Genomic DNA, 14,164 nt, shown 5'->3' on the forward strand with positions numbered 1-14,164 from the left:
ATATATAGAATATTAATAAATTAAAGTACATTCGCCGATACTTAAAGGAACTGAAACATATGGATTTGTTTGACATGCTCTCTATTAAATTAACTTTGCCAAAGAGAAGCGCTCCAACAGAAAAAATAGGTGGTAATTCAATTTACAAATTGCTTTTTAGGCAAACTAAAATAAAAGCAACGGTCAAAAAAAGTGAATTCCCTGGATATTTCGAGTTAGAGACGGGATTAACTCCCCCCTTAGACGTTATCTTTTTAAAAGATCCCAATTCTAGGGGGAAATGTCCTAATGACCTCACTTCATTGAAAGCAAAAAAAACTTTTACACTTGCAAGTTGGGATGAAGAAAACGAATTACTCTGGGAGAATTTTCCCGATACGTACTCTTCCACTGACCCAAATGAAATCAACTCTTCATGGCAGGGGCAATTTCTTTTTAAAGAGGAGGACTTCAAAAAAGGGTTAACTGGCTTAAGAAAACCTCAGCTGGGGGCGCTGCATGCATTGTCTGGATATTTTTCTACAGATCAGGCGATCGAGCCTGCCACGGTGGTGCTACCGACTGGTACTGGTAAAACGGAAACTATGCTAGCAACATTGATTTACCAGCGTTGTAACAAAGTTTTAGTAATTGTTCCTTCAGATTCACTTCGAAATCAAATATCAGAGAAGTTTATTGAGTTAGGTTACTTACCAGAGCTTGGGGTGGTTAGTTGTGATATTGCTCTTCCTAAAGTAGCGGTCATTAAAAAGGGACTTCACCTGATTGATGATGTTTACAATATTGCTGCAAAGTCTAATGTGATTATCGCAACGACCAGCGTTCTCTCTGCCTCTTCTGAACTTGCTCTCAATACCCTCTGTGGAAGTTGTTCTCATCTTTTTGTTGATGAGGCGCATCACATTTCAGCTAATTCATGGCAGTCAATTAAACAGAGGTTTGCTGATAAACGTGTGGTTCAATTTACTGCAACACCATTTAGAAATGACAAAAAGTCACTTGGTGGAAAAATTATATACAACTACACAATGGGAGAGGCTCAAAGGGCTGGATATTTCACTAATGTTAATTTACTAGCGGTAGAAGAATATTATGCCGACTTGATGGATAGAGCAATTGCGGGTAAAGCAATAGAGCAGTTAAAATCTGACCTGGATAATAATTTTGACCATCTACTCATGGCGCGGACCAGTAGTAAAATTAGAGCGGAAGAACTCGCGCAAATTTACCAAGAAATAGCATCAGAGTTTCATCCTGTAGTTGTGCATTCGACCTTTTCAAAAACCTTAGTAAGGGAGCGCCTTGGAATGCTTCTTTCTAGAAAATCTAGGATTGTAATTTGTGTTGATATGCTAGGTGAAGGTTACGATCTGCCTAATTTAAAAATTGCAGCTCTGCATGACCACCATAAAAGCTTAGCTGTTACTCTGCAATTCATAGGTCGCTTTACACGAGTCAATCACGCACAAAAATTAGGTAACGCCAGTGTAGTTATGAATGTCGCAGATCCCAATGTAGAAGGCGAACTTCAGCACCTTTATTCTATAGGGGCCGATTGGGACACTGTACTTAGACGCCTTTCTGAAAACCGAATCGCTAAAGAAGTTCGTTTGCAGGAGGTGGTCGATGCACTGAAAAACAAGGGAGATTTACATGATCAAATCTCCCTTTGGAATTTAGAGCCTACTTATACTGCAATGCTATTTAAAACTTCTTGCGAGCAGTGGGAACCCGAACAATATTTAGAAGCCCTTCCTAAATTTGAGGAATCGTGGCATGCAATCGGAGAAGAGGAAAACTTACTTGTTGTACTAGCTATTCAGGCAACTTCTGTACGTTGGGGTAACTATCGAGAGCTGAAAGATACAAACTATAAAATCTTTATTGCTCACTGGGACTCGGAAAGAGCAGCGTTATTTGTATTTTCAAATGATTATAAAACCTTTCGAGTCGATAAATTAGCAAGTGCTATTTGTAATAACCAGTGTGAATTAGTCAGTGGTGACAAAGTATTCAACGTCTTCAATGGTATAGAATATCCACTTGCCAGAAATTTAGGGGCTTCCCAAATTGGAGCTATAAGCTTTACTCAGTATTTTGGACCTAACGTAACCGAAGGTCTAACAAGAATTGAAGAGTCACAATCTCATCTAAGCAATATAGCTGCTCTAGGCTATGAATCTGGAGAGCGCGTCATTTGGGGATGTTCACAGAAAAAAGGCAAAGTTTGGTCTCCTCAGAAGGGTGGCGGTATTACGGATTGGTGTGATTGGGTAAAAAAGGCTTGGGATAAAATATTTAGCTCAGAACCAGATGCAAACAATCTCACACGTAATTTTTTACGACCCGTACCTTTGGTTGAACCTTATCACTCTTACCCAATTTCAGCTCAATGGGGAGAGCATTTACTCACTGCATTTGAAGATAAGATCACTTTTTACTTTGGAGAAATATCAGCCCACCTATACTTGGTTGAAGTGGCTACTGATGGGATTTTTGAGGACCAAAGTGTAAGGCTTATATTCTCCTGTGACCATACAAGCTCAGAATACAAGCTTTGTTTGTCAGCTGAAGATTTACCAAAAGGTTATGCTTACCAACTGATTTCTGGTCCTGAAATATTTATTCAACGCGGTCTAGACGAACCTATAGCTTTAGTGGAGTACATGGAAGTTGACCCTGTGATGATCCACTATGCGGATGGTTCATTTTCATACAATGCGCACATAGTCCATGTTAGCCAAGATATCGGTCTATTTGAAAGGGAAGATATTGTCGGTATTGATTGGACTGGAACAGATATACGTAAAGAATCTATGGGTTACGGCAAAGATCAGGATTCAATACAATGGCGATGGTTTAATGAAATTGAAGATGATTACGATGTCATTATTAATGACGATGGTAAGGGGGAATCGGCGGACTTAATAGGGTTAAAAATTTCAGACAACAGTATTTTTTTGACGTTAATTCACTGTAAGTATTCTGGCTCAGATGAACCAGGCGCCAGGTTAAAAGATTTGTACGAAGTATGTGGACAAGCTCAACGTTGTATTCGATGGAAGCACCTAAACTTGTCCTACTTATATCACCACATAAAACGACGCGAAGAAAAATGGCGTCAAAGAGGTTATTCTCGTTTTCTCAAAGGGAGTATTAGGGACCTAGCTGCAATTAAAGAACGCTCAAGAACCACTCGGACAAGGTTTAATGTTACTATCGTCCAACCAGGGTTAAGCCTTACTCAAGTCAATGATGAGGGCCTAAAACTGTTAGGGAGTACAGCTCTTTTTATTAAAAAAACAACCACCGCCGATTTAGCTGTGTTTGGTTCGGCTTAATAGATGATAGTCAATTTCTTCGTTGTTGATGTGCATCGATTCCGGTAACAAGATTCAATCATCTCGTTTCATTTCACTGCAAATTCAAAGCTCATTTCTTAAAAAACTGTTACCACTTACTAAGCCAGTAAATACTGTGTGGTAACAGTTTTCCTTTTCTTGAAAAAGACATTATTTTCACACCGCGCCCGCTAATCCGCGCCATGATAGACGTGATAAAACCGCAAATTGGTGAAACTATTTACGATCCAGCGGCAGGGTCTGCTGGCTTTTTATGTGAAACCTTTGATTATTTGCGCAAAGGGGGTGCTGAAAAACGCCAACTTAAGTCCAGCGATTTAACTGTACTTCAAGAAAGCACCTTTTACGCAAAAGAGAAAAAGTCTCTGGCTTATGTGATTGCTATAATGAACATGATTTTGCACGGTATCGAAGCGCCAAACGTTATTCACACCAATACCTTAGCTGAAAACCTGCAAGACATTACCCCTAACAGGCAACACGATATCATATTGGCTAACCCGCCATTTGGTGGTAAAGAGCGCCCTGAGGTACAGCAAAACTTCCCGATTAAAACCAGCGAAACCGCCTTCTTGTTTTTGCAGCACTTCATTAAATCGCTTAAACCTGGTGGCCGCGCTGCCATCGTAATTAAAAATACCTTCTTATCTAATACCGACAAAGCGGCCATTGCCTTACGAAAAGAGCTGCTTGAAAACTGTAACTTACATACCATTTTGGATTGCCCCAGCGGAACATTTATTGGAGCAGGCGTTAAAACCGTGGTGTTGTTTTTCACCAAAGGCGAGCCTACTCAAAGCACTTGGTTTTATCAGCTCAATGTCGGACGTAATATGGGCAAAACCAATCCTCTCAATGACAAAGACTTAGCAGAGTTTGTGGAATTACAGGCCAGTTTTGCCGATTCTGAAAACTCATGGAAAGTAGCCACTGACGAGCTGGATAACAGCATTTGGGATTTATCGGTCAAAAACCCTAATGCTAAGCAAGAAGCCCCATTGCGTGAACCAAAAGCCATTATCGAGGAAATCATCGCGCTGGATAAAGAGAGCGAGGCGATTTTGGGTAGTATTCAGGAGCTTCTATGAGCACAGATTGGATTACTGCAAAGTTAAAAGATTGCTTTAACTTAAAAAGTGGTGATGGTTTGACAGCAAAAAAAATGGTGCCGGGTGATTATGATGTTTTCGGTGGTAATGGTGTTGCTGGCAAGCACAATGACTTTAATTTGTCGGGCGACAATGTAATCGTGGGCAGAGTCGGAGCACTGTGCGGTAATGCTAGACATATCACTGAGGATATTTGGCTTACAGATAATGCGTTTAGAATAACTAAACCAATGTTTGAATTTGACAATAAGTTCTTAACGTATTTACTCAACTATAAAAATTTAAGGAGCCTAGCTAGGCATGCTGCTCAGCCAGTAATTTCTAATTCATCACTCGCTGATTTAGAGTTAAGTTTTCCGAATTCTATTGAAGAGCAAAAACGTATTGTTGCCATTCTCGACCAAGCCTTTGCCGATATTGAAAAAGCACGCACTACCGCAGAGACAAATATGAAAAACGGCCGTGAGTTATTTGATAGTTATTTACAAAAAGTTTTCAGTCAAGAAGGTGAAGGTTGGGAAACTATACCACTTCAAAGCTTGTCAAATATTATCAATGGTTATGCGTTTAAAAGCGGAGATTTTTCGCCTCAAAACGAGGCTAAGTCTATAAAAATAACGAATGTGGGCGTTTATGAATTTGTTGAAGAAACGTCCAATTTCCTTCCAAAAGAATTCACAGAAGAGTACAAGCGATACAAAGCATTTGAGGGTGATTTAGTAATAGCCTTGACGCGTACGATTATATCTTCAGGGCTTAAAGTTGCTGTTGTTCCAGCAAGTTATGATGGAGCTTTGGTTAATCAACGTGTTGCTGCCGTGCAAGTCAACGAACAATTATTACCCAAAGAAATCTTGCAAGCATTCCTTTCTACGAAAATTGCAACTGATTATGTTAAGGCTAATGTTAATGAACTGATGCAACCTAACCTATCTATTAAGGACCTAAAAGCATTTCCAGTGCCAGTTCCACCGAAAGGTAGTCTCGAAGAAATATTAAAGGGTATCGTGTTAATAAAAGAGAAAACATCTCGACTTTCAAACGTGTACCTTCGAAAAATTGAAGTATTAGACGAACTAAAAAAATCTATCCTCCAAAAAGCCTTTACCGGCCAATTAACCAAAAGCAAAGGAATTGCCGCGTGACATTAACCTCGAAGACTAAAGCCAATCGCAACGAAGCGGACACCCGTGCCGATTTAATTGATCCTCAATTGAACAATGACGGTTGGGGCCAAGTAGAGAAAAGCTTTATTCGACGGGAAGTGATTTGTCCGGGGCGTATACTTACTGGTGGTAAACGCAGCCAACCTGTAAACAGCGATTATGTATTGGTATACAAAGGTCGCAAACTTGCGGCAGTGGAAGCGAAAAAAGAGGCATTGAGTTATACCGAAGGTGTGCGCCAAGCTAAAGACTATGCAGAGCGCCTGCAATGCCGCCTAGCCTATGCCACTAATGGTCATGACATCTATCAGATTGATATGCTCACCGGTGAAGAAAAGTTGGCTGAGCGGTACTTATCACCTGAAGAACTTTGGTCGCTCACCTTTGCTGAGCAAGACAAGACTGCACCTGATTACAAAAAGATGTGGCGTGAACGTTTTGCAAATATACCCATGGAGTTTAAAGGGGATTGGGCGCCTCGTTATTATCAAGAAAATGCCATTAACAATGCGCTTGAAGCCATTGCCGAGGGTAAACAAAAAGTATTACTTACTTTGGCCACAGGCACAGGTAAAACCTGTATTGCCTTTCAAACAGCGTGGAAGCTATTCCAAAGCCGTTGGAGTTTATCAGCGAAAAAAAGCCCAGACCTAGCCAAACGTCGCCCCCGCATTTTGTTTTTGGCTGACCGTAATATACTAGCAAATCAGGCATTCAATGATTTTGGTCCTTTCGGTGAAGATGCGTTAGTGCGCATTAACCCTAATGAAATTCGTAAAAAAGGTGCAGTGCCGAAAAACGCTAGTGTGTTTTTTACTATATTCCAAACCTTTATGAGCGGCCCAAAAGACGATGAAGGCAATGAAACTCCATACTTCGGTGATTACCCGCCCGACTTCTTCGACTTAATTATTATAGATGAGTGTCATCGTGGCGGCGCGAACGATGAAGGTAACTGGCGTAGAATACTCAAGCATTTTTCGCCTGCGGTTCAGTTAGGCTTAACTGCCACACCAAAGCGCACAGATAACGTAGACACCTATAATTACTTTGGCGAACCAGTTTATAGCTACACCCTTAAGCAAGGCATCAACGATGGTTTTTTAACTCCGTTTAAGGTTTATCCAACTGTCGGTACTATGGACGAGTACGTATACACACCTGGCGATGGAGTAGTGGTGCGCGGTGAGCCTGAGCCTGGCAGAGTTTATACTGAGGGCGACTTCAATCGTATTATTACCATCCCAGAACGTGAACAGAAGCGTGTTCATTACTGGATGGATCTATTTAAACCCAATGAGAAAACCATCGTCTTTTGTGCCACCCAAGAGCACGCTGGCATGGTGCGCGACTTTATCAATCAGTATGCTAGGCAAAAAGGTTGGACGACCAACACTAACTACTGTGTTCGAGTAACTGCCAATGACGGTGCAGCCGGTGAAAACGACCTAAAAACATTTCAAGATAACGAAAAGACTATCCCCACCATTCTCACTACATCACGTAAGCTTTCTACAGGTGTCGACGCCCGTAATGTGCGCAATATTGTGCTAATGCGCCCGTGCAATAACATGATTGAGTTTAAACAGATAGTTGGCCGTGGCACCCGTATGTATGAAGGCAAAGATTACTTCACTATTTATGACTTTGTAAAAGCTCACCACAACTTTGCCGATCCCGAATGGGACGGTGAACCATTACCCCCAGAAAATATTTGTGAGGTCTGCGGTGATTCGCCTTGTAGCTGTTTAAAGGTGCCTTGTGAAGTGTGCGGATTTAGCCCCTGCACTTGCCCTAAAGAGCCTTGCGCTGACTGCGGAAGTGAGCCTTGTATTTGTGAGCAACCGCCTTGTGGTCTCTGTGGCACTTCTCCCTGTGTATGCGAGTCTGTTGAATGTCCAGAGTGCAACAACACGCCATGTATATGCGATAAGTCAGAAAAAATTACGATTAAACTTAGTGATGGTAAAACCCGGCAAATTAAACATATCTCGTCAGTTATGTACTGGTTTGGTGATAAGCCAATTACAGCTAAGGAATTTGTCGAACGGCTTTTTTCAGACCTGCCGCAGTTTTTCAAAGACGAAGACCAACTGCGAGAAATATGGAGCGACCCAACAACCCGAGAACAGTTACTTGAAAGCCTTGCAGAAGCCGGATACGACGAAGACAAGCTCGACGGTATGAAAGAACTAATAGATGCCAAGCAAAGCGACGTGTACGACGTACTGCGATACGTCGCGTACGCAAGAGACGCTATTAGCCGTGAAAATCGAGTAAGCACCACCAAACCAAAAATTAATACCGCCTTTGGTAATTACAAGCAACAAGAATTTATCGCATTCGTTTTAGATAAATACATAGAAGACGGTGCCGGCGAATTAGCCACCAGTAAAATGCGCAGTTTGATTGAGTTGAAATACCACACCATTGGCGATGCAGTGCAAGAGTTCGGTACCACCGCTGCAATTCGAGAGACTTTTGTTGGGTTTCAGAAATATTTATACGAGTAACATTGGAAATAATCTAATAGGGATATGTATGGCATTTAAAAAACGAACGAACAAAGTGACAGCATCTGCAAGTCCAGATCAGCTTTTCAGAGAACTTCCACGACGAAAATATCCTGATGTGCTTCCTCATCAACAATCAATAATGCAGCGCTACGCAGACGAAGCTGTAGACATGCCGGATGTAGCCTTGCAGCTACCAACAGGTAGTGGTAAAACTTTGGTTGGGCTTCTGATAGCTGAATGGCGTAGAAGAAAATACGGTGAAAAAATCGTTTATATTTGCCCTACAAAGCAACTTGTGAATCAAGCAGTTGAACAAGCTGACATGAAGTATGGTTTATCGGTCCTCGGGTTTACAGGTAGTGCTCGAAATTATGATCCAAGCGCAGTTGCAAAATATAAACAGGGTCACTCCGTGGCCGTAACTACCTATAGCAGCATCTTTAATACAAACCCATTTTTCGAAGACCCTGACATTATTATTATTGATGATGCTCATGCTGCTGAAAATTATGTTTCTAAGTTATGGTCTTTGGAAGTTGAAAGGCTTAATCCAAATCATAAGGCTACTTTTGAAGCATTATGTGCTGTGATACGACAATATATTGATGGTACAAATTTTTCTAAATTAACTGGTAACTGGGATAGTCCTGTTGATAGGAGCTGGACCGACAAAATACCGATTCCAGTTTTTCAGCAATTCAAAGATAAATTAGTCAATATTCTTGATGAATACACTCGTGAAAATGACCTAAGGTTTTCTTGGGCTATGTTAAGGGGGCATTTAGATGCCTGTAATATGTATTTGTCATCAAAAGGTGTTCTTATACGACCACTGCTGCCCCCTACATGGGCGCACAGCTCGTTCAGTGATGCCAAGCAGCGAATATTCATGTCCGCAACTCTAGGTGAAGGTGGTGATTTAGAACGTTTAGTAGGACGAAAAAATATTCACCGCTTAGCGACACCTGACGGTTGGGATTCACAGGGAGTTGGCCGTCGATTTTTCATGTTCCCTTCTTTATCACTGAAAGAAGAAGACTGCGTTAATTTTAACATTGAACTATTTAAAAAATCACCAAGAAGTTTAGTGTTAGTCCCAAGTGAATCGTTAGGTACTCTGGTTAAAGATACCGTTACTGAAAAGACCAAACTAGCCGTTTTTAGCGCGGATGATATTGAGGAATCAAAACAAGCGTTTGTAGCAGTAAATGGGGCTGTATCAGTAGTTGCTAACAGGTACGATGGAATTGATTTTCCTGGTGATGAGTGCCGTCTACTTGTTATTGAAGGATTACCAAAGACTGTAAATAGCCAAGAGCAGTTCTTAATGTCAAGAATTGGCGCGAATAATTTGTTTAACGAGCGAATTCAAACAAGAGTGATTCAGGCAATTGGTCGCTGCACAAGGTCGCTGGAAGATTATTCTACAGTTGTGGTTATGGGTAGTGAACTTGTCGATTTTTTAGCAGATCCCAAAAGGCGAAAATATTTTCATCCTGAGTTACAAGCAGAGTTAGAGTTCGGTGTAGAGCAATCGATAGATAATGACTTCGATGGTTTACAAGAAAATTATGAAATATTCATAGAGAATGGTGAAGATTGGGAGGATGTAAATGCTGAAATAGTTGATATAAGGGCCCATAAAATTAAAGAGCGCTTTCCTGGAATTGATGAATTAGAGCAATGTGTATCATTCGAAATCGAATATGTGAAGGCCCTTTGGAACAATGATTATGAACTTGCCTTGGGTAAATCAGAACAAATACTCGGGGTATTAGCTGCGGCAGAATTAAGAGGTTACCGGGCGCTTTGGGAATATTTAGCTGGATCTGCGGCGTATTTAGCAGACCTCAATGGTATTGAAGGTTATCAGGTTAAACTTAGAGAGCATTACACGAGAGCTAAAAATGCTGCCAAAAATGTCCCTTGGCTAGTTGGCTTACATCGCTATGCAAATATGCCTGTAGAAAGGACTGAGCAGGACGCGATCGACGGCAGAATAATGGCTCAGGTAGAAAACATCGAGACATTGCTGACCTCATTTGGCTGTATGCACGATAGAAAGCTAGTCAAGCGTGAAAAAAGCATTCGTGAGGGGCTAAACTCGTCAAATGAGTTTGAAGAAGCGCATCGTTTGTTGGGGGAGCATATAGGATTCGATGCAAGAAAAGTAGAAGTCGATGCTTCCCCTGATCCTTGGTGGCAGGTAAATGATATATGCTTGGTATTTGAAGATCATGCCAACGCTGAATCTGATACTTTGTCAGCAACTAAAGCAAGGCAAGTATGTTCTCACCCAAACTGGATGAAAGACAATGTTGAAGGATGTAAGGGGGATGATGTTAAAATCATCCCAATCTTGGTATCACCAGTAACCAAGATAAAAGTTGGAGCTGCACCACACTTAACTAGTGTTAAATATTGGAACTTAGAAGAGTTTAAGAAGTGGTCAGAATCTGTGCTTGAGTTTATTCAAGAACTGAGACCAACCTTTCAAGAACCTGGTGATCTTGCTTGGAGAGCTGAAGTGGCAGAAAAAATAGTGGCGGCGAAGTTAGATGTGTCTTCAATTGTGACTATGCTTGAAGCAAAACCGTGCCGAGATATACTCACAGTGGTAGATTAAGCTGCTGCATGGTAATTCGATGTTGCCAGTGAATATAAAATATTATCACTCAACTCCATTAAATTTTGTATGGTAAAGAGTATTAAGTGGTATTGAAAAACGTTTATATATACAAAAATAATTTTAATGTATGTTAAACTCACTTGATTTTGTACTTAATGTTTTGTTTTTAGTGAGTTTTAAATTGTTGTGTTTATATTTTTGTTGGTTATTACCGTTCTAGACAAAGACAAAACGTCAAATGTTGAAAAAAAATATAGAAAGCCGCTATTAAGCGGCTTTTTTTATTAAAAAAATGACCGTATTCCATTTCTACAGTTTTTAAATCTGAATAAACACTTCCTAAAGTAAACATATGAATGTGTAAAAAGCACTGTGATATTGGTGTTTTTATTTTTTGAGCCAAGCCCTCCTTTGTTCAAACTAATATATAAATAATGACAGCTGTTTAGTTAACTAATTGAAGGCTAAATATAATGTTTATAAACATTAAGTACTAACTTTTAAACCTCTGCTAAACTTTTATTATTGGCTTGTACAATTGCAAATAGTAGACAACACTTTAATAACTTATTTGATGTGCCGGTGGGTTATGAAAGCCAGTAAATTTCACTTTACCAATTATTCAAATGCCTTGTTTTATGCTCTGTGTATCGCCTTGCTAGTGATTATTAATAGCGGTTTAAGTTTGGTTTTACAGCATCAAAACGAGCAAGTTGGTTTAAAGCTAGCAAAGCAATTGCAACAGCCATTGGCCAATGAAAAACAACTTATTGCAAATACGCCTTTTACGCTCGCCCCTAATAAAAACTCTATTTATATAGAAAAACAAAAACATTATTTTAGCGCTAACTCAAAAGGAATTTTGCTCTACTCATGGCCAGTTTGGTATAGCTATAGCTATTTGTTTTTAATAATAAACGCGGTTCTTTTGCTCGCTATGCTTTGTATTCGACGTTTTAAAAAGCCTAAAACAATAAAAAACAGCACAATGACCTCTAAACGTCAGCAGCACTTTAATAATAAGAAAGTACGTTATGCACCCAAAGTGAGTTCTTTACAGCTCGCTCCCATAGCGACAACTAATGTGCAGGAAGCAATTAAATATAATGTATTTGCACTTATTCAGTGTGAATGCCATTTTGATGCAAACACTGACTTACAAGCGACTCTTAAAGTCTTATTGGCAAAAGACTTTATTAATACGACTGAAATATCCGTTAAGTTATTAACTGCAGGCAATTTCGCTTTTACTCTCAAAGGGATTGATGCAATTGATAAACTCAATTGCGCTAAATATTTACATCAATGCATTGTAAGTGCCGCTTATGTATTGGCGCCAAGAACTGCACAGAGGCATGTAAAAGTAGGTTTATGTACTTATTATTCCGAGGCTGATCAGGTTATGGTGTATCAGTTGGCAAAGTCGGCACTTACTCTTTCACAGCAAAATCGAGTTAAGCATTATCACCAATTAGCGTTAAATTATGGTCATGTTCAAAAGCTCGATAGACACTCAATATCACAACGAATTAAAAAGCAAAAATTGGCTATTTTATTTCAACCAGTATACGAGCTCGATAGTGGCGCTATTATTAAGCATTACGTATCAATTAAAAGTAATGACAGGGGAAATAAACAATTACTTAATCAAGAAAGTATCAGTCAATTTTATAACGAAGGTGAGGCGCTATTGCACGATCAAGCGGTAGTTATGCAAGTAAAAAAACTATTGCTTATAGATAACTCATCGTCAGTTATCAGTATTAAGTTACATCCTAAAAACTGGTTTAATAACGAGTTTTGGAGCTGGTTAACTGCTTATATCAATGACTTAAAAAACCAACATACACTGCAATTTTCGATAAATGAATCAGAATTCTTAAATAATCAATTACGTTTGCAAGGCGCTTTTGCAGCAATAGCGGCACTAAACTGCAATATTGTAATTGATGATGTGAGAAGCAGTAAAAATATTTTTAAGTTTACGCTTAATAAACAAATATCAGGGCTTAACTTAGCTTCTGAACTTGTCCATGGGATAGAGCGCAGTAATACACAACAAAAATACGTTAGGGGGATTGTGCATATAAGTAGATTATTGAGCTTGTCAGTATTTGCACTTGATGTAGAGACGCCTCAGGAGCTACAACTTTTAAAAGTAATAGGCATTAGCGGCGCGCAAGGAGGATATTTTTCTAAATTACTCCCCAATTATACTCAAGTCGCATTTCACTAATGCTAAGCAATTAACAAGTTAAATACACTCTACACTAATTTGCGATATTTTAGCCCTTCTAAACCTTGCAACCCACCAGTATGTATTGCAATAATTTTGCTGTTAGGGGCAAAGTAATCATTATTGATGAGCTGCCAAAGTGCGTACATCATTTTACCGCTGTAAATAGGCTCCAAGGGTAATTGATGTTGATGCTGCATGTGTTGGCAAAACTGCCATAACTCAGCTGTAAAACGACCATATCCACCACCGTGAAATTGCGTAAGTAGTTGCCAGTTATTTTGTGATTTTGCTTTAGGGCTAAGAGCGCGTATTTCGTCCCGCAGGTAGTCGGCTTGCTTTAAAACAGCAATCCCTAGTAGGTTGATTTTATTTGAGCTGCCCTCTATCAATCCAGCCAAGGTGCCGCCACTGCCAGTTGGACAGATTAAGTAGTCGTGCTCAGGTAAACTCTGGGCAAGCTCTTTACATCCCTCTATAGCAAACTCGTTAGTGCCTCCTTCAGGTAGAATGTATGCGTTTGGAAAGCGTGCCTGTAATGCGGCTAAATAGGCTTCATCATGTCGTTGTTTGTACTCTATACGATTGACAGCATGTAACTGCATACCACATTGCTGTGCAAATTTTAGAGTAGGATTATTTAGATCAAGCTGTGGGCCGCGCACAATTGCGTGGGTTGTTAAGTTAAACTCTTTACCAGCAACGGCGCACGCATGAATGTGATTTGAAAAAGCACCACCAAATGTAAGTAATTCAGATTTACCCAGTTGTTGCATACGAACTAAATTGTATTTGAGCTTTCGCCATTTATTACCGCTGATAAGTGGATGCAATAAATCATCGCGCTTAATAGTTAAAGTTATTTTCTTGTTTGTTAGTAATTCACTGGTAATTGTTTGTAAATAGCTATGTTCATTAATACTGAATGGTATTGGCATTATCACTCTTTTTCATTAGTTACATGATGAATGTGCTGTGTAATAGCGTTATTTTGACTCAGTTTTTATTACTTAAGCAAACTAAAAAATATGAATACGCGGCTAAATTGGCATCTTAATAGCGTAAAATGCAGATAAATCTCGGTGTTGTTAAATAAATTAGCTATTTAGTACAAATGAAACGGTTATTTACTGGCATGAAACGGGA

The 14,164-nt window shown here is 39.7% G+C and carries 7 protein-coding genes; 6 read left to right on the top strand and 1 reads right to left on the bottom strand.

Annotated elements, in window-relative coordinates:
* Nucleotides 1-59: 59 nt before the first annotated feature.
* The 6 genes from PISS_RS01725 to PISS_RS01750 all read left to right on the top strand — a co-directional run bounded on the left by PISS_RS01725 (nucleotide 60) and on the right by PISS_RS01750 (nucleotide 13,018).
* Nucleotides 60-3,341 (top strand): DEAD/DEAH box helicase, encoded by a 3,282-nt coding sequence (locus PISS_RS01725; RefSeq protein ID WP_058154090.1) that lies wholly within the window; start codon nucleotides 60-62, stop codon nucleotides 3,339-3,341.
* Nucleotides 3,342-3,514: 173 nt separating this feature from the next.
* Complete coding sequence (locus PISS_RS01730) at nucleotides 3,515-4,450, top strand: HsdM family class I SAM-dependent methyltransferase (protein ID WP_257720502.1); 936 nt, start codon at nucleotides 3,515-3,517, stop codon at nucleotides 4,448-4,450.
* A complete protein-coding gene (locus PISS_RS01735; protein ID WP_058154091.1) occupies nucleotides 4,447-5,616 on the top strand; it encodes a restriction endonuclease subunit S in 1,170 nt (389 codons plus the stop codon). Before PISS_RS01730 ends, PISS_RS01735 begins: the two co-directional genes overlap by 4 nt.
* Nucleotides 5,613-8,150 carry an EcoAI/FtnUII family type I restriction enzme subunit R gene (gene hsdR, locus PISS_RS01740; protein WP_058154092.1) on the top strand — a complete coding sequence of 846 codons (2,538 nt, stop codon included), beginning with the start codon at nucleotides 5,613-5,615 and terminating at the stop codon, nucleotides 8,148-8,150. Before PISS_RS01735 ends, hsdR begins: the two co-directional genes overlap by 4 nt.
* 28 nt (nucleotides 8,151-8,178) lie before the next feature.
* Nucleotides 8,179-10,779 (top strand): DEAD/DEAH box helicase, encoded by a 2,601-nt coding sequence (locus tag PISS_RS01745; RefSeq protein WP_058154093.1) that lies wholly within the window; start codon nucleotides 8,179-8,181, stop codon nucleotides 10,777-10,779.
* A 592-nt stretch (nucleotides 10,780-11,371) separates the two neighbouring features.
* A complete protein-coding gene (locus PISS_RS01750; protein ID WP_058154094.1) occupies nucleotides 11,372-13,018 on the top strand; it encodes an EAL domain-containing protein in 1,647 nt (548 codons plus the stop codon).
* A gap of 29 nt (nucleotides 13,019-13,047) precedes the next feature.
* Here the strand turns inward: PISS_RS01750 and PISS_RS01755 are convergent, their stop codons facing one another.
* Nucleotides 13,048-13,956, bottom strand: coding sequence for a 1-aminocyclopropane-1-carboxylate deaminase/D-cysteine desulfhydrase (locus tag PISS_RS01755; protein ID WP_058154095.1), 909 nt, complete (start codon nucleotides 13,954-13,956; stop codon nucleotides 13,048-13,050).
* Between the last annotated feature and the right edge of the window lie 208 nt (nucleotides 13,957-14,164).

The organism is Pseudoalteromonas issachenkonii, from assembly GCF_002310795.1.
In the GTDB taxonomy this organism is placed as follows: Bacteria; Pseudomonadota; Gammaproteobacteria; order Enterobacterales; family Alteromonadaceae; genus Pseudoalteromonas; species Pseudoalteromonas tetraodonis.